This is a genomic window from Sulfurovum zhangzhouensis (assembly GCF_030347965.1).
GTDB classification, from domain to species: domain Bacteria; phylum Campylobacterota; class Campylobacteria; order Campylobacterales; family Sulfurovaceae; genus Sulfurovum; species Sulfurovum zhangzhouensis.
The window spans coordinates 338,326-354,907 of record NZ_JAQIBD010000001.1 but is presented as its reverse complement, the minus strand read 5'-3'; the positions used below and the strand labels follow the sequence as shown (position 1 = coordinate 354,907).

The 16,582-nt window shown below is 40.0% G+C and carries 16 protein-coding genes; 5 read left to right on the top strand and 11 right to left on the bottom strand.

From position 1 onward, the window contains the following. Positions 1-67 precede the first annotated feature (67 nt). Both purH and PGH07_RS01925 read left to right on the top strand, forming a co-directional pair. Complete coding sequence (gene purH, locus PGH07_RS01930; RefSeq protein WP_289412208.1) at positions 68-1,603, top strand: bifunctional phosphoribosylaminoimidazolecarboxamide formyltransferase/IMP cyclohydrolase; 1,536 nt, start codon at positions 68-70, stop codon at positions 1,601-1,603. Between the two features lie 57 nt (positions 1,604-1,660). Continuing rightward, complete coding sequence (locus tag PGH07_RS01925; RefSeq protein WP_289412207.1) at positions 1,661-1,996, top strand: DsrE family protein; 336 nt, start codon at positions 1,661-1,663, stop codon at positions 1,994-1,996. Between the two features lie 49 nt (positions 1,997-2,045). Here PGH07_RS01925 and PGH07_RS01920 read toward each other — a convergent pair whose 3' ends face one another. Together PGH07_RS01920 and PGH07_RS01915 are read right to left on the bottom strand one after the other, a co-directional pair. Beyond that, complete coding sequence (locus tag PGH07_RS01920) at positions 2,046-2,738, bottom strand: hypothetical protein (RefSeq protein WP_289412206.1); 693 nt, start codon at positions 2,736-2,738, stop codon at positions 2,046-2,048. A gap of 31 nt (positions 2,739-2,769) precedes the next feature. After that, a complete protein-coding gene (locus PGH07_RS01915) occupies positions 2,770-3,543 on the bottom strand; it encodes a TrmH family RNA methyltransferase (protein ID WP_289412205.1) in 774 nt (257 codons plus the stop codon). Positions 3,544-3,608: 65 nt separating this feature from the next. On the opposite strand from PGH07_RS01915, the gene PGH07_RS01910 reads away from it, so the two are divergent. The 3 genes from PGH07_RS01910 (at position 3,609) to PGH07_RS01900 (ending at position 5,345) form a co-directional block, all read left to right on the top strand. Continuing rightward, complete coding sequence (locus PGH07_RS01910) at positions 3,609-4,010, top strand: rhodanese-like domain-containing protein (protein WP_289412204.1); 402 nt, start codon at positions 3,609-3,611, stop codon at positions 4,008-4,010. Between the two features lie 85 nt (positions 4,011-4,095). Beyond that, entirely contained in the window at positions 4,096-4,953 is an 858-nt protein-coding gene (locus PGH07_RS01905) for a DnaJ C-terminal domain-containing protein (RefSeq protein WP_289412203.1), read from the top strand. Between the two features lie 20 nt (positions 4,954-4,973). Further along, positions 4,974-5,345, top strand: a complete 372-nt coding sequence (locus tag PGH07_RS01900; RefSeq protein WP_289412202.1) for a heat shock protein transcriptional repressor HspR — start codon at positions 4,974-4,976, stop codon at positions 5,343-5,345. 39 nt (positions 5,346-5,384) lie between these two features. Here the strand turns inward: PGH07_RS01900 and PGH07_RS01895 are convergent, their stop codons facing one another. The 9 genes from PGH07_RS01895 to PGH07_RS01855 form a co-directional block, all read right to left on the bottom strand. Beyond that, positions 5,385-6,236, bottom strand: a complete 852-nt coding sequence (locus tag PGH07_RS01895) for a thiamine pyrophosphate-dependent enzyme (RefSeq protein ID WP_289412201.1) — start codon at positions 6,234-6,236, stop codon at positions 5,385-5,387. Then, complete coding sequence (locus tag PGH07_RS01890; RefSeq protein ID WP_289412200.1) at positions 6,236-8,707, bottom strand: 2-oxoacid:acceptor oxidoreductase subunit alpha; 2,472 nt, start codon at positions 8,705-8,707, stop codon at positions 6,236-6,238. Before PGH07_RS01890 ends, PGH07_RS01895 begins: the two co-directional genes overlap by 1 nt. Before the next feature lie 154 nt (positions 8,708-8,861). Then, the gene (locus PGH07_RS01885) at positions 8,862-9,728 is read right to left on the bottom strand and encodes a patatin-like phospholipase family protein (RefSeq protein ID WP_289412199.1); all 867 of its coding nucleotides are present in this window, start codon (positions 9,726-9,728) and stop codon (positions 8,862-8,864) included. Position 9,729: 1 nt separating this feature from the next. After that, positions 9,730-12,768: an efflux RND transporter permease subunit gene (locus tag PGH07_RS01880; protein WP_289412198.1), complete on the bottom strand. Its 3,039-nt coding sequence runs from the start codon at positions 12,766-12,768 to the stop codon at positions 9,730-9,732. Positions 12,769-12,797: 29 nt separating this feature from the next. Next, on the bottom strand, positions 12,798-13,505 hold the full coding sequence (locus tag PGH07_RS01875; RefSeq protein WP_289412197.1) for an efflux RND transporter periplasmic adaptor subunit: 708 nt from the start codon (positions 13,503-13,505) through the stop codon (positions 12,798-12,800). Then, a complete protein-coding gene (locus tag PGH07_RS01870; protein ID WP_289412196.1) occupies positions 13,502-14,749 on the bottom strand; it encodes a TolC family protein in 1,248 nt (415 codons plus the stop codon). The genes PGH07_RS01875 and PGH07_RS01870 overlap by 4 nt, the downstream gene beginning before the upstream one ends. Beyond that, positions 14,746-15,345, bottom strand: a complete 600-nt coding sequence (locus PGH07_RS01865; RefSeq protein ID WP_289412195.1) for a TetR/AcrR family transcriptional regulator — start codon at positions 15,343-15,345, stop codon at positions 14,746-14,748. The genes PGH07_RS01870 and PGH07_RS01865 overlap by 4 nt, the downstream gene beginning before the upstream one ends. Before the next feature lie 141 nt (positions 15,346-15,486). Beyond that, positions 15,487-15,969, bottom strand: a complete 483-nt coding sequence (locus PGH07_RS01860) for a glutathione peroxidase (protein ID WP_289413062.1) — start codon at positions 15,967-15,969, stop codon at positions 15,487-15,489. A 273-nt stretch (positions 15,970-16,242) separates the two neighbouring features. Continuing rightward, positions 16,243-16,542: a nuclear transport factor 2 family protein gene (locus PGH07_RS01855; protein WP_289412194.1), complete on the bottom strand. Its 300-nt coding sequence runs from the start codon at positions 16,540-16,542 to the stop codon at positions 16,243-16,245. Positions 16,543-16,582 lie beyond the last annotated feature (40 nt).

The window sequence follows — 16,582 nt, the reverse complement described above, 5'->3', positions numbered from 1 at the left end:
GTAGGGGGAAAAACATAGAAGATCATTTTGGGTAAAGATCAAAAGAGAAAAAGAGTAAAGGTGAAAAATGAGAGCATTATTAAGCGTAAGTGATAAAGCAGGGATCGTAGAGTTTGCACAAGGACTAGAGAAACTTGGATGGGAAATCATCTCAACAGGTGGTACATATAAAAAGCTGAGTGAAGCTGGAGTAAAAGTTATTGAGATCGATGAAGTAACGAAGTTTCCTGAGTGTTTTGAAGGACGTGTAAAGACACTGAACCCGTATGTTCACGGCGGTATCCTTCATAAAAGAGGGGATGATGCACATGTAGCACAAGCTAAAGAGCTTGGTGTTGAAGGGATCGATCTTGTATGTGTAAACCTCTACCCGTTTAAAGCGACGATCGAGAGAACAGAAGATTTTGATGAAATCATCGAGAATATCGATATCGGTGGACCTACAATGGTACGTTCAGCGGCTAAGAACTTCAATGATGTGTACATTGTTACAGATGCAGCTGATTATGAGACTGTACTTGCTGCACTTGCAAGCGGTGAAGATACTTACGAGTTCAGACGTGACCTTATGATCAAAGCTTATGAGCACACTGCAGCATATGACGGAATGATCGCTAACTATATGAACAAGCGTTTCAATAACGGTATGGGTGAGCATCAGTTCATTACCGGTAAAAAAGTATTTGATACACGTTATGGGGAAAACCCACACCAAAAAGGTGCACTTTACGAGTTTGATAACCACTTTACTGAGAACTTCAAACAAGTAAAAGGGGAAGCTAGCTTCAACAACATCAACGATGTAAACGGTGCACTCAAGATCGCTTCTAATTTCGGTGATGAGCCTGCGGTATGTATCGTAAAACACGGTAACCCATGTGGATTTGCGATCAAAGGTGATCTTCTTGAGTCATACACTGAAGCACTTAAATGTGACCCGGTATCTGCATTTGGTGGTGTAGTAGCAGTAAACGGTGTGGTTACAAAAGAGTTGGCTGAGAAGATGAATGAGATCTTCCTTGAAGTGATCATGGCACCAGACTTTACAGCTGAGGCACTTGAAGTGTTTGACGTGAAAAAACGTTTGAAACTCTTCAGCCAAGGCGGCGGAACGACATTGAAGATGGCTAAGGATGCACAAGACTTCAAACACGTTGATGGTGGATTTGTTTTCCAGGATAGTGACATTGTAAATACAGCTGAAGTACACAACGCAGAACTCAAAAGCAGTAACACGGCATCTGCTCAAGAGATGAAAGACCTTGAGATCGCTTGGAAAGTTGCAGCTCTTACCAAGTCAAACTGTGTTGTATATGTTAAAGACTCTGCGATGGTAGCAGTAGGTATGGGTATGACATCACGTGTGGATGCAGCACAGTGTGCACTCAAGAAAGCTAAAGAGATGGATCTTGATGTAAGCGGTGCAGCAATGGCATCTGAAGCATTCTTCCCATTCAGAGACTCTGTAGATACAGCGGCAGCAGCAGGTGTCAAAGCGATTGTTGAACCGGGAGGTTCAGTGCGTGATGATGAAGTGATCGAAGCAGCGAACGAGCACGGAATCGCACTTTACTTCACTGGTGTAAGACACTTCCTTCACTAAGAACAAGTAGCGGTATTCCCGCTACTTACTTTCTAATTAAATTTTCGAGAAATTATCATGGACAAGTTACTGATCGTATGGAGCTCAGGCGAAGTTGAAGTAGCCAAAAAGATGGTACTGCTCTACAGCAGTGTGATACTTCCGCGTGGATACTGGGATAGAGCCCATTTGATGATATGGGGACCTTCAGTAAAACTGCTGGCTGAGAACAAAGAACTTCAGGAAATGCTTGCTAAAGTAAGAGAGACGGGTGTAGAACTCTCATGCTGTGTGGTATGCAGTGATGACTATGGTGTGACTGAACAGCTTGAAGCGATGGGTGTGGAAGCGACCCATACAGGTGAGTTGATGACCGAAGCACTGAAGACAGATTGGAAAGTAGTAACTTTTTAGAAATTTATATTTTTTCATTATATGGGAAATGGAAGTAAAGAATGAAATACTATTTTTTAAGCGTTTCTCCCAAGGCTATAGTAAATTTATTACGTGAACTCAATAAATCTTCTAAAAAATAGTGAATATCTTTTTCTTTTTTTAATTTCCTAATTGTATCTGTCCAACCTTCAGTATCTTTCTCATAGAGTTTATGATCTTTTAATGCTTCAAAAGTTTTGTTATTCTTTGAATATTCAGTCAAAATCAAAAACTCTTCATTATCGTTGATATAGAAACATAGTTTATCTTCTAATAAAAAAGGGAATATGGTATTTTCTCCACCTACTTGAAAAGTAGCTTTTTTATTATTTAATGCAATAGAAAGTGGGTAAATAGTATCTTCCAACTCTAATGCAAGAATTAATTCATAGTATTTCTTATCAAAAAAAGGATTAATTGCATAGCCTTGCACACGTCCATTTTTAAGTTGTAAGTTTTGTAGCAATTTTTTAGCTAATGGCTTCACTGGAGAATATAAAATATGTGGATCAGGTACAAAACCACCATAAAATGGGAAAATACCACTCCAATAGGTAGTTCTTGGAATAGGGTACCTCTTTATTTTTATACTTATATTATTCTTGTAGTCAGGTCCAAAACCGTGTAAATTTTCAGTTGTATATATATGATGAGGTATGAGATAAGCCCAAGTAACAGTAATACTTGTATAGACGAAAAATATATATAAAAGCTTTTTCATTTGATGTATTCCCCCTCTTGTAAAAATAGTATTAGTGTTTAAACCTATACATCATAATAGAAGCTGCGACACTCACATTAAAACTCTTGATCCCTTCTTCCATTTCAATGGTGACCACTTCGTCACAGATATCGAGTATCTCTTTAGCTATCCCTTTACCTTCATGTCCCATGAGCAGTACCCATTTACCGGCTACTTTTACTTGAGAGAGTGGCGTGGAGTCTTCGGTGACCTCTGCGGCATAGACTCTGTATCCGAGTGCTTTGAGCTCTTTGATCGTCTCAAAGATATCTTCATAAAGATGATAGCCCATGAGTCCTATATGTCCCATGGAGACTCGCACAGCACGTCTGGCATAGGGGTGTGGACCTTGCTGCGGCAGAAGGTAGGATCTTACACCTAAGGCAGCAGCACTTCTAGCGATCGCACCGATATTTTGGGTAGAGCTGATCTCATCAAGCATAATGATATGATCACCTAGATGATTGAGCGAAGTTGGAGCAGGGCGGATGGCGTGCATCATCACATTGTGATGGATGGTGTGTCCTACGATATTTTCCATCATCTCTTTTGAAGCGACATAGAGGGCTGGGATCTCTTTGGTCTGTATGAGATCAGCGTACTTATCGTAGTACTCCTGGGTTGCAAAGATACTTTTAACCTGGATATCCTGTTCTAGAAGAAGGTTCACCACTTTGGGGCTGTCTGCGATGAAACTGCCGTCTTCTCTAAAAGCATTCTCTCTCATCTGTTGATATATCTGTAGTTCCGGGATATCGATATTGGATACTTGTATAAAATTCATCTGTTATTATAGCTACTGTTTACTTCTATAGGCTACAATAGGGTAAAAAACAACAAGGTAATATAATGAGAGTGATACTACTTTTTCTTTTGATGTTCAATTTCTCTTTTGCAGAACTCAAAAATGTCTGGGCAACCAAGGATTTTTTGAAAAATGATATCAAGATCATCGATGTGAGAACTCCGGGAGAATGGAGAGAGACAGGTATTGTTAATGGATCATATCCGATCATGTTTTTTGATGAGCAGGGGAGATTTAATATTCCGCTTTTTCTAAAAGAGTTAAATAAGGTAGTAAAAAAAGATGAGCAGTTTGCACTCATATGCCGTACAGGAAGCAGAACTTCAGAAATATCCAAATTTTTGTCCCAAGAGTTAGGGTATAACGTGATTAACTTGAATGGGGGCATTGAAAAGCTGATGAGAGAGGGATATAAGCCGGTTATGTATATACCAAAAGATCGGTAATGATTGATAAGGTTGATTGACATAGACTAAACTAATTTGATATAATAAATTGAAATTAAGATTCAATTAAATTTTAGGAACGTTTATGTCAAAAAGTTTATATGAAACACTTGGTGTCAGTGAAAATGCGACACCAGATGAAATCAAAAAAGCTTATAGAAAACTCGCACGTCAGTATCATCCTGATATCAATAAAGAAGAGTCTGCACAGGATAAATTTAAAGAGATCAATGCAGCCTATGAGGTACTAAGCGATCCTGAGAAAAAAGCACAGTACGATCAGTTCGGTGACCAGATGTTCGGTGGTCAAAACTTCCATGACTTTGCACGCGGACAAGGTGCAGGTGTGGATCTGGATGAAATCTTGCGTCAAATGTTCGGCGGTGGCGGCGGCTTTGGCGGCGGCTTCGGCGGTTTTGGAGGAGGCAGTTTTGGCGGTTTTGGCGGACTGGACCTTGATCTCCAAGCACGTATTACCATACCGTTTATGACAGCAATCCTTGGTGGTAAACATAGCGTTTCAGCGAACGGTCAGACATTTGATATCAAGATCCCCGCTGGGATCAAATCAGGTGAGACCATGCGTGTAAGAGGTAAGGGTAAACAGTACCAAGGACAGGCCGGTGATCTTCTGCTTCAAGTAGAGGTAGCAGAGTCAAATGAGTATGAAAGAAAAGGTGATGATCTTTATAAAACTTTTGACGTACCGCTAAAAGAGGCACTTTTTGGCGGTAAGATCGCAGTCATTACTCCAGAAAAGGAGGTTTCTCTGAAAGTACCTCAAAACACTAAAAACGGACAAAAGTTCAGACTCAAAGGTAAGGGCGTACCAAATAGAAAGACAGCACTCACCGGTGATCTATATTTGGTAGCTAATGTGATACTTCCGGATGTAGACAGCATGGACAATGAACTAAAAAGCATGTTGGAAGCAAAACTTTAAAAATTTAGAAAGGATAGAGAATGCACAGTTATGATGAACCCGTATATCTAATCTCTGTAGTAGCAACAATGCTTGATATCCACCCTCAGACATTGCGTCAATATGAACGAGAAGGATTGGTTGAGCCATCACGTACAAGCGGTCGAATGAGACTCTATTCGCAACGTGATATTGACCGGATGAAACTTATCTTACAATTGACTCGGCAGATGGGAGTGAACTTGGCTGGCGTTGATGTCGCTCTGAAACTCAAAGAACAGATCGATACGATGCAAGATGAGATCGATCAGCTTAGAGAAGAATTACGTAAGGTTAACCGTCACGGTTCTGTGCATTCAAGCAAGGCGCTTGTAACTAAAAGCAGTTACGATATCATTATTTTCGAAGAATAGTTTCTTTACTCACTAACGCTAAGTTTTTTAGCGTGACTGCTAATACTTTTCAAACAGTTTTTGTATCTTTTTGTGATCATGTTTCCGTTCGTATAGCGGGCTCATATCTTCTCTTCTCATATGCATTTCAAAGGTAGAAGGGTTGTTTTTGTTTTGATACAAAATACCCAGAGGCATAGGCATACTCTCATACGCTTTTTTGAGTGCTTCTTCAAAGTCTGAACTATCATAGGTATCTTCCAGTATATAGGTATGTTCTTTAAACCAGTGAAAGGTATTTACCTTATTAAAAACCACACAGGGTTGAAAAATATCTACCAAAGCATATCCACGGTGTAAAAATGCAGCTTTTAACACTTCTTTTGCATGGGAATAGTTTCCTATATTGACACGTGAGACAAATCCTGCCCTCAAAGAGAGAGCGACACTAAGAGGATTGAATGGTTCATTCTCAACACCCTCTACTTGTACTTTAGTGACAAATCCTTTCTGTGAGGTAGGAGAGGCCTGTCCTTTTGTAAGTCCATAGACCATATTGTTATGTACGATATGAACGATATCTGGATTGCGTCTTAGTGTATGAATGAAATGGTTCCCACCTTCACCGTACATATCTCCGTCACCTCCCTCTGCAATTACCGTCAAACCCGGATTGGCTGCTTTGATCGCAGTGGCAACAGGAAGGGCCCGGCCATGAAGTACACCAAACATATTGGTATCGATATAGTAGGGTGTTTTAGCTGCTTGTCCTATCCCCGAGACGATAACGGTATGCTGCTTATCTAACTGCAGCTCTTCTAATACCTCTTTAACCAGTTTTAAAATACCGAAATTTCCACATCCCGGACACCAGGCAATGTCTACATTTTCTCTATCAAATGAGGTTTGCATCATAGCTCCTTTATCTGCTCATTAATCAATTGAGTTAACTGGTCTGCAAAAAATGCAAATCCGTTATACTGAAGAATTTTCTTATCAATCTTGATATCATGAAGTTTAAGCTGATCTGCAAAGATCCCTGTTGCATTGTTTTCTACAACAATCCTATATCTATATTTGTTAAGATGATCCAATTGTTTATCTGAAAGGGGGTATACCCAGTCAAAATGCACATGGCTAAGACGTGGATCATCCAATCGTAACAAAGCTTCATTGATCGCACCATAGCTAGATCCCCAGCCTATGATAGCGATATCACCGTTTCCTGCTATTTTGGGCATAAGAGCATTCTGCAACACTCCTTGATGTTTACGTGCACGTTTGTGGACCATTTGAATACGTGTTTGATGGCTTTCCGTGATCTGTCCGGCTTCATCATGCTCATCACCGACAGCACAGACCAATCCCTCACCCAATCCCGGCACACTTCTTGGACTGATACCATCAGGCGTATCTGCAAAGCGTTGATAACCTTCCTCGCTTTGGATGATGTAGTTTTCCGGTTTAAACTGTGAAAAATCAACAGTTGCGATTGTACTCATCGAATCAGCAAGATATTGATCACTGAGAAATATCACCGGGACCTGATATTTGTCTGCTAATTCAAATGCCAAGTAACCACACTCAATGCAAGCTTCAAGTGTTCCCGGAGCAAGAACAATACGTTCGAACGGTCCATGTCCTGTATATATGGCCATATTCAGATCACCTTGCTCAGTTCGTGTAGGCAAGCCTGTAGCAGGTCCCGGTCTTTGTGCAAGGTAGATAACCGCCGGCGTTTCACTCATCCCGCTAAGGCTCAGTGCTTCACTCATAAGTGCAAATCCTCCACCTGAGGTGGTTGTCATCGCACGTGCTCCTGCATACCATCCTCCAAGTACCATGTTTAAAGAAGCTATCTCATCTTCACTCTGTTCAACCACGATAGTAAATTCTTTCGTTCGTGCAGCCATAAAGTTGAGTACACCAGTAGATGGAGACATAGGATAGGAGGTGACCATATTACACCCTCCTGCTAAAAAACCAAATCCGCAGGCGGTCGTGCCATCCATCAGATGGAGTTTCTCTACATTTTGTAAATCATTTGAAGGAAGCTTTGGTATCGTACTGTGTTCAATAACTGCACCATCTTTGAACCCCTCTTGTGCTATTTTAATATTTTCACTATCGTCCTTAAAGTACTTGTCTATGCTTTGCAGTAATGTATCCAGCTCCAGCTCCAACAGTCCAAATACAACACCTGCCATATAGGTATTGGCATATTGACGTCCACCCAAAGCTTTGGCACGTTCATTGATGGCAATATAAATCAGGTTTGCTATACTTTTTTGCTCAGTGACATCTGCCAAAACAAGAGTGTTCTCTGTGTATCTTTCTTGCATATGTGTCAATGCCATCTCATCCAAAGCGATGGAAAGATCTACTTCCCAGACAGGTGCCTTAAGAGGCCTGTCACTGATACGGATCAAAGTAGAATTACTTCCACCGCGCACCCGTGACATATATTCTTTGGTGGAAAAGACATAGTAGCCGCTGGCTTTGAATGCATCGGTAAGAATTTTTTCTATCGTATCTATCCCTGAACCGGCTGATCCGCCTATGAGTAGAGATAAGTTGTAATGTGCGTTGATCAGTGTATGGATAGTCTCTCCTTGACTTTTGTAGAGTGCTTGAGTCGAAGAACTGTTTTGATTTTTACTATTTGTTTTTGTATATGCAGAAGCATTGCCCCAAGTGATTTTCCCTCCATAGTAACCAAGCACGATGACACAAAAGCCGGTAAACAAAACAATGGTATGGTAGATAATGCCTTCTAGTGAATCATGATAGACGATCATAGGATCGTTTAGATAGAGTACGATATTGATGATGCCAAGCAGAAGTACAAGGGTAGATATCACCACTTTGATAATAAAGGGCTGGGATGTTGAAAAGTCATAATTGACCCACCAGCTTAGTACGCCGGGTACCATAGCCACAAATCCCATAACGGTAGATACAAAAAAAACATAAAAAACACTCAAAGCATAGGCCTCTTTGTGGTTAAAAAGAAAAAGGAGATCCATCGCAGCTGCAAAAAGGTGCAAGGCAATAGGAAAATGAACGGTCATTGGATGAGGGTGGTAATATTGGTACCATTTTTTCAGTTTGTATTTGAGGGATATTTCAGTTTCGCTGTTTGTATTGGTTTGAGACTCAGGTACTTCAAGGGTATCTACGGCAGTAAATCCCTCGAACACTTCAGCTCCATGTGGTGCACCTGTGAGTTGGGATGTCAAGTCCTCACCGGCAAAATGTATTCCTTCATGATCTCCCTCCTGCCACAAGGGGCTTTCAGTCACATCATAGATCACATTGTTGTAGGCAACATAGGCTTTTGCACCGTTGCGTCCGTTATATTTTTTAAGCTCATCCATCGTCATTATTGATCCCCTTTACGCTCTTCGGGTTGTATCTTTTATGCTATTTGTTCGATGCTTTTAACTATTGTAGTGAAAGAAGTGTGTAATATGAATGTAAGGATGGGTAAGGTGAAGGTCTTCTAATAAGTATTTATTATGGGGAAGAGCTATGAGGTTATAGCCCTTTTGCATCAAGTTGGTGCTTTGCTGCTATCCTTCCTTGTTCTATGACCTCAAGAGATTTGTGGAAATCATAGGTGTTGCAGACATCCTTTGATATCTCTATCAAGATATCGGGAGGGTAGCCTCCAAGCCTATATCGCGTTAAACCATTTTGCATGGTATCGAAGGTTTTATCGAGGATATCAAACATATTGAGCTCCTCTTTTTCAGGACTAAACTTCTCAAGAAGTTCAAGAAATACCTGACTGAAAGTATTTGTCTGTTTCTTTTCTGCATCGCTGATTTCTATTGTCGGTTTTGGTATATCCGCATAAAGGTTGACTGCTATGGTGAGATCACTGATATCTGACATTGTTGGGGCCACAGGCAGCGGATTTAGGATACCGCCATCAGTGAGTATCATATCATTGATCTTCACGGGTGTGAAAATTGTAGGAATAGCTATAGATGCACGAAGTGCCTGCAAAAGGTTACCTGATTGGAACCAAACCTCTTTTTTGCGTACAACATCCGTAGCAACGGCAGTAAACTCGATCGGTAAAGTTTCAAAAGTTTGTTCCTTGCCTATCATTTCAGCAATCTTGTCAAAGACCTTGTCTCCTTTGATCAAACCGCTTGAGTTAAATGAAAAGTCAACTAAGGAAGCGACATCAAGAGGATCAAGACCCAATATCCATTTCTTATAGGTATCTAGTTTTCCTGATGCATATAATCCGCCTATGAGTGCACCCATAGATGCGCCGCTTATGGAGACGATCTCATAGCCCCTTTTTTCAAGCTCTTCGATCACTCCTATATGGGCATAACCTCTGGCACCGCCGCTTCCGAGTACGAGTGAGACTTTACCTTTTGTTTTCATGTTATACCTTGCCTACCTCATACCACTTTCTTAACCATCTGTCTATCGGTGTGATCATTTTATAGATGACCGGGACAACTAGTAGAGTAAGTATCATTGAACTGATCAATCCTCCTATAACGGCAGTAGCCATAGGTGCTTTGGTCTCACTTCCCAGGCCTGTTGCGATAGCAAGAGGAAGCATTGCAAAGATCATCGCAATCGTTGTCATAAGGATCGGTCTTAGCCTTTTTTCTCCTGCTTCCAAGAGGGCTTCATCAGTAGTTTTACCTGACTTGAGAGCTTCATTGGCAAAGTCAACCAAAAGTACGGCATTTTTCCCAACCATACCCATCAAAAGCATGAATCCAATCATAACAAAGAGACTGAACTGTAGTCCGCTTAGATAAAGAGCGATCAGTACCCCGATAATACTGAGCGGTAATGCTACCATGATGATGATAGGCTGTATCAGTGACTCATAGAGGATCGCAAGGATAATAAACATCAAGATGATGGTAAGTCCAAGTGCTGCACCGAAAGCTTTACCTGTTTTACCCATCTCTTCAGCAAATCCTGTAAATTTATAACTAACCTCTTTGGGTAAAAGTTCATCGATCTTATCTGTTGTATATTTCACCGCTCCTCCAAGATCCAGTCCAAAAAGATCGGCATAGACACTTACTTGTCTTTGTCTATCAAAATGGTAGATGCTTGCCAGCGAATCAGTCTCTTCGAATTCTACTAGACCATCCAAGTAAACAAGTTCACCGTTTTGGGCACGTAGTTGTATCTTTTTGATATCCTCTATACTCTTTCTGGATTTATCATCCACTCTTAGTGAGATATTATACTGCTTTCCGCTCTCTTCGTAGTGTGAGATCTCAAGATCACTTGAGAAGGCTGTAGAGACCGCTTCAGCGATCTGTAAAGCACTAATACCCATTCTACTTGCATTTTCACGTAAGATATGTATCTCTATTTGCGGTTTACCTTCTTCAAGGTTGGTATCGATATCAACAAATCCTTTTTTCTGAGCAAGATACTCAGTGAGATTATGAGTAGCAGTTTTAAGTGCTTCAAATGAGTCAGATTTTAAAACGATCTGATAAGGTACGCTAACCCCGGCTCCTTTGATATTCGGTATCGCTGCAGCAGTGATATAGAGTGACTTTTGATAAGGCTTTAGTCTCTCTCTTAGATTTTGGATGATATGTTCTTGATTCAGATCTCTTTCTTTTTTAGGTGTAAGCTTCACATAGATCACTGCTTTATTGATCTCTTGTGCAGTGTTATACCCAATACTCAGTGTAGTGTAGACGACACTTTTATCTTCTTTCACTACCGCTTCTATCTTTTTAGACTCTTTGATCATTTTTTCGAGGGAGATACCTGCATTTGCTTTGATCTGTACTTCAAACTCACCCTTATCCTCTTTGGGAACAAAGTCCATACCGATTTTTGGGAATAAGCTTAATGAACCAAAGAAGATGACAAAGACTAAAATCAGCGTAGTTTTTCTAAACCGCAATACAAAGCGTAGTGCTCGGTCATAAATACCTTCCAAAGATTTGAAAAAAGGTTCTGTGAGATCATAAAAACGGCTCTCTTTTTTCTCCAAAGTCCTTGCGCCGAGACTTGGGATGAAGCTTAGTGCAATCGTATAGGAGATGATCACGGCAAATCCAACCGTCATTGCAAATGATTCAAAAAACTTACCTACAATACCGCTCATGTTGGATACAGGAATAAATACGGCCAAAAGCATTGCCGAGATCGCCAAAATAGCAAATGCGATCTCCTTAACCCCTTCAAAAGCGGCCTCGAACCTTCCTTTACCTGCTTCAAGTTTCTTATAGATATTTTCGATAACAACAACGGCGTCATCGATAATGATCCCGATAGCCAGTGTAAGCCCGATCAGTGTCATTTTATTGAGATCATAACCCATAAAGTGCATCAATGCGATCGTACCGAAGATAGAAGTAGGGATCGAGAGTGCTGATACTAAAGTGATCGTCATATTTCGCAGAAAAACAAAGATAATGATCACGGCAAGTATAGAACCATAGATCAAGTCAAATTCTACATCTTCCAAAGAGTGGATGATAAATGGCGAGGTATCGTTAAGTAGTTTTACTTCAAACCTTTCTCCCGCCATCTTCTCTATTGTTGGAATTTCTGCTTTAACTTTTGAGACGATCTCCAGTGTGTTGGTACCTGAAATTTTTTGTACTTCAAGCATTACTCCTTCTACACCTTCATAAGAAGCATAACTTTTCGGATCACTCAAACCGTCTACTACGTTAGCAACATCTTTAAGTCTGAGTCCCTCTTTGATCTTGATATTTTGAAGCTCTTCGATACTCATAGCATCGGCTTTTGTTTTAAGGATAAACTCTTTTTCTTCTGTAATGAGCTTTCCTCCACCGATCTTATTATTCTCTTTTGCTACGATATCATTGAGTTCTTTGATCGAAATATTATTTTGGTTAAGCTTACTGATATCCGGGAATACTCTAATCTCTCTGTCTTTGTATCCGATGATATTGATCCCACCCACGCCATTGATTTTCTGAATCGCCGGTTTGACTTTTTCATCCGCAAATACCATCAGGTTTTGCAATGTATCATTTTTGGCAGTTAAAAAGAGGTTGATCACTGATGCACCGCCGATGTCGAGTTTACTTACTAGCGGTGTCTCTGCATCTTTAGGTAATGAGACTGCAGAGACCTTGTCTCTTACATCATTGGTTGCTTCATCAATGTCTCTTTCAAGAAAAAACTTGATCGTAACAACACTTACACTGTCACTACTTGTTGAGATGACAGAGTCTATTCCTCCGATCCTTGAGATTGCTTCTTCAATCTTATCGGTAACCTCAGACTCTATCGTAGTCGGCTCTGCACCGGGATAAACAGTTTTTACTGTAACGATAGGGAAATCAACATTTGGAAATAGTGCTGCAGGCATTGCTTTGAAGCTCATCCACCCGAATATAATGAGTGACAGCACATACATTAATGTTGTGATTGGTCGGTTTATAGCTAATTTATACATTTTCTGTCCATCTCTTTCTTAGTTGCAGTCTACTTCTCATTTGTGATGATCATTCCCTCACCAAAGAGACCTACCATGAGATCTTTGGCTTCTACTTCAGCGATCACCTTTCTTTTATCTATATCAAGGGCAGGGTAGATCTTGATGATTTTACCTTCATAGAGATTATCATCTCCATCGACCTTATATTTAAACAGATCTCCCACTTTTACGGTTGCATGGTACTTCTGATCAAAGGTAAGGATAAGTTTTCTCTCATGAAGACTTTGGATCATTAAAATCGTACGGATCATTGCACCGCTGACCACATCACCTTCTTCTACCATTTTTTTGAAGATCACCCCGTCAAAAGGTGCTTTGAGTACCGTCTTTTCAAACAATGCTTTTTGGTAAGCAGCTTGTGCTTTTGCATTTTCATATTTATAGGCATATTGATCAAACTGAGCCTGATCAATGACTTGTTTGACCTTTTGCTGTCTATCAAAATCTTTTTTTGCATACTTCTCTGCTGCCTGAGCACTTTCAAGCATTGCTTTAAGGTCACTGTTTTCAAGAGATGCCAGTACATCGTCTTTTTTTACGATACTGCCTACGTCTATATGGACCTTGTTTACGATACCGCTGCTACTGAAAGCCAGTTCTGCACTTTTGTCTGCTTCGACCTGGAATGTTGCATAAACCTCCTCAGCATAGATGGCTGTAGCCATCATGATCATTGAAATCAATAGTTTTTTCATTGTATAAACTCCTTGGGATCTTTCCCTGCATAATAGTAATGGATTGATTTGGCTATTTCATAGTCAAAGCGTGTTTCATCAAAGCGTGCTTTTGCCAGTGTTTGATTATTCAGAGCGTCTAGATAAGCAATATTGTCTACCAAACCGTTCTCAAACTTCTTTACAATAGCCCGGTATGTGCTTTGAGCTGATGTCAGTTCACTGCGTGCACTTTTGAGTTTTGCTTGGATCGTCTGTAGATTTTTTTGGGAAAGTCTAAACTGCATCTTCTGTTCGTTGATACGGTATTCACGTTCTGATTCAAGAGCCAGTTTCTGATACTGCAGAGCTTCTTTCTCTTTTTTCATTTTACCGTTATCAAAAAGGCGCATACTCACAGAAACACTTGCCTGGTTTTGATGATCAAGTAAAATAGAACTAGGGTCTAGACCCGGTGATGAAGCCAGATTGTCATAGTCGGATCTACTGTAAGTATCCTGTATAGTGATCTGCGGCAGGTATCCGGCATTGATTGCATTTGCATTTTCATTCAATGCATTGGCTGTGGCTTTAAGTATCTTACTGTTCTCATAAGGCTCAAATGTGACATTGTGAGGTTCTTTGAACATACTTTTTTTAAGGGTGTCTACGGGTAGTCCACTCTCAAGGCGTAGGTTTTCCATTCTTGTTTCAAGTGCCAACTTTGTATTTTCTATCGTATACCGGTTATTTTCATAGACTGCTACAAGTTTGTCAATATCCTCTTGGGTCGCAAGTCCTGCAGCATGGAACTTTCTTATACGGTCAAGTTGCGCTTTAAGTTCTTTGGATTGTCCATAAAGTGCAGAGAGCATCGCTTGAAGTTTACGGACGGTATAGTAGTGATCTATAACCTTTAATGAAAGGTTTTTGGCAAATGCCTCTTGTTCGAAGAGTGAAGCGCTGTATTCAAATCTCTTAGCACGTGTAAAGGCGCTTTTCCTGCCACCGTCATATAATTCCATACTCACTGTTGCATATCCGCTTGTTACTTCACCCGGGTTTACAAGTGTAGTCGGATTAACTCTGCTATAGCTTCCTCCGATATCAAGCGCTGGCCAAAAAGCACTTTTTGCAGCTTCTAGCTCTTTGGATTTAGCTTGTGTATTTAACTCTGTAGCTTTGATCATCGGATTGTTCTGATGTGCATGTGTAATCAAGCTTTTCAGTCCATAATCTTGAGCTGTAAGCCAGATAGGCAGTAGCACCATCCATATGATTCTCATTTTTTCTCCTTAATTTCAATCAATGTAAAAAGTGTTTCTATAAAACGGGATATCTCACTTTTAGCATCCGTATGCAGTATGTGTGTATCGATCACCAGACCTTTTGAAAAGAGGTGAAGGGCAGGGATCAAGTCACGTGCTGCAGGAACTATTTCATGATTTTGTATGGCTTCATCGAAGATCGTTTCCAAAATTGCCGAAAATTTGTTTTGACATGCTTGGCTAAACTGTTCCATTTCTTCTGTACCGTCTATTAAAGAGAACGCAATGAACTCTCGATAAAGAGACAGATGTTTTTTTGTCTCTTCATTTACATAGAGTAGGTTTAAAAAATGGTAGATCTTCTCTTTAGTCGATTCAGCTTGTGTGACTTTTTTATAAAATTCTTCTTCATGTTCGGCAATAAACAGTGTGATAATCTCAAAGACAATATCCTCTTTGTTTTGAAAATACTCATATACTGTACCTTTACCGATTCCTGCTGCTTTGGCTATCTGTGCAATAGTCAGATCATTAATACCATGCTCTAACAGCAGTGATCTGCATGAAAGTGCAATGTTCTTTCGTTTTTCTTCTTTATTGACGATAATTGCCATAAAACTCCTTTTGACTGACCGTCGGTCAATTAAAATATTAGCATCAAATTGTTAATATTTACTTAAAAGGTTATTATTGAGATAAGGGAGGCTTATTTATGATAAGTGAGCACACTATTATGTGCACACTCTAGTAGTTTTTTACTTTAGGAGTGTCTCGATCTCTTCTTCAAGTTCTTCCGGCTTGGTTGATGAACCAAAACGTGCGACTACTTTTCCCTCTTTGTCTACAAGGAATTTGGTAAAGTTCCACTTGATCGCTTCCGTGCCCAAAATACCTGTTTGTTTGGATTTGAGATAGACATAAAGAGGGTGTGCATTGTCTCCGTTTACTTCTATTTTGGAAAACATAGGGAAAGTTACGCCGTAGTTGATACGACAGAAGTTCTGTATCTCCTTTTCTGTACCGGGTTCCTGGTTGGCAAACTGGTTGCAGGGAAAACCGAGTACGACCAAACCTTTCTCTTTGTATTTTTTATAAAGTGATTCAAGTCCCTCATACTGTGGTGTATAACCGCACTTACTTGCAACATTCACGATCAACAATACATTGCCTTTGTAGGGAGCTAGAGTTGTCTCTTGCCCATCAATGCTTTTTACCTTAAAATCATAGATTGACTGCATTATCGCATCCTTTCCTACTGCCAGTAAAGTCATCAGAAACAGTAGTAGTAAAATTCTTTTAAACATTTATCTGCCTTTTACCATTCATTGCTGCACCTATACAGTGTACATGAGATAGTCTAGCATAACTCTCTTTTGGAGGCAACTCTATGCTTCTATGGTCTTATCCTCTTTTTAGCCCATCGAATCATATTGCCAAGTAGAGGAATCGTTTCATAGATATGCTCTGCTGTGTCCCAATAATTTGTTTTTTCTATGATCTTCCCTTGGCTATCAAAAACTATATGGCTTATCCATCAAAGCTGTGTTCCTCTTGTGTATCTTGAAAATTGAAGTTAAACTCCATTTTACATAAGTGATTTCTCCTTCACTGAGGGATTCACTAATGAGAATATTTGGAGTATCGACTTTTTGATAGATCTGTTGAAAGAAACGATAGACTGCCCCTACATCATTGAGTTCACATAGCGGGTCAATGAAATGTACCTCTTTAGCATAGATACTCTTGAAATCATCAATACCTGCTTCTGTATCTATGGTCTCAAAAAAAGTTTTTAATCGTACTTTGTTCATTTCATTTCCTATCTTACTATTGCTTGTCAATGATTATTTT

Coding starts and splice junctions, on each gene's coding strand:
- PGH07_RS01870 (WP_289412196.1), bottom strand. CDS start 14,749: ATGAGAATCATATGGATGGTGCTACTGCCTATCTGGCTTACAGCTCAA.
- PGH07_RS01910 (WP_289412204.1), top strand. CDS start 3,609: ATGAGAGTGATACTACTTTTTCTTTTGATGTTCAATTTCTCTTTTGCA.
- PGH07_RS01860 (WP_289413062.1), bottom strand. CDS start 15,969: ATGCAGTCAATCTATGATTTTAAGGTAAAAAGCATTGATGGGCAAGAG.
- PGH07_RS01890 (WP_289412200.1), bottom strand. CDS start 8,707: ATGACGATGGATGAGCTTAAAAAATATAACGGACGCAACGGTGCAAAA.
- PGH07_RS01925 (WP_289412207.1), top strand. CDS start 1,661: ATGGACAAGTTACTGATCGTATGGAGCTCAGGCGAAGTTGAAGTAGCC.
- PGH07_RS01885 (WP_289412199.1), bottom strand. CDS start 9,728: ATGAAAACAAAAGGTAAAGTCTCACTCGTACTCGGAAGCGGCGGTGCC.
- PGH07_RS01880 (WP_289412198.1), bottom strand. CDS start 12,768: ATGTATAAATTAGCTATAAACCGACCAATCACAACATTAATGTATGTG.
- PGH07_RS01875 (WP_289412197.1), bottom strand. CDS start 13,505: ATGAAAAAACTATTGATTTCAATGATCATGATGGCTACAGCCATCTAT.
- purH (WP_289412208.1), top strand. CDS start 68: ATGAGAGCATTATTAAGCGTAAGTGATAAAGCAGGGATCGTAGAGTTT.
- PGH07_RS01905 (WP_289412203.1), top strand. CDS start 4,096: ATGTCAAAAAGTTTATATGAAACACTTGGTGTCAGTGAAAATGCGACA.
- PGH07_RS01915 (WP_289412205.1), bottom strand. CDS start 3,543: ATGAATTTTATACAAGTATCCAATATCGATATCCCGGAACTACAGATA.
- PGH07_RS01920 (WP_289412206.1), bottom strand. CDS start 2,738: ATGAAAAAGCTTTTATATATATTTTTCGTCTATACAAGTATTACTGTT.
- PGH07_RS01855 (WP_289412194.1), bottom strand. CDS start 16,542: ATGAACAAAGTACGATTAAAAACTTTTTTTGAGACCATAGATACAGAA.
- PGH07_RS01865 (WP_289412195.1), bottom strand. CDS start 15,345: ATGGCAATTATCGTCAATAAAGAAGAAAAACGAAAGAACATTGCACTT.
- PGH07_RS01895 (WP_289412201.1), bottom strand. CDS start 6,236: ATGCAAACCTCATTTGATAGAGAAAATGTAGACATTGCCTGGTGTCCG.
- PGH07_RS01900 (WP_289412202.1), top strand. CDS start 4,974: ATGCACAGTTATGATGAACCCGTATATCTAATCTCTGTAGTAGCAACA.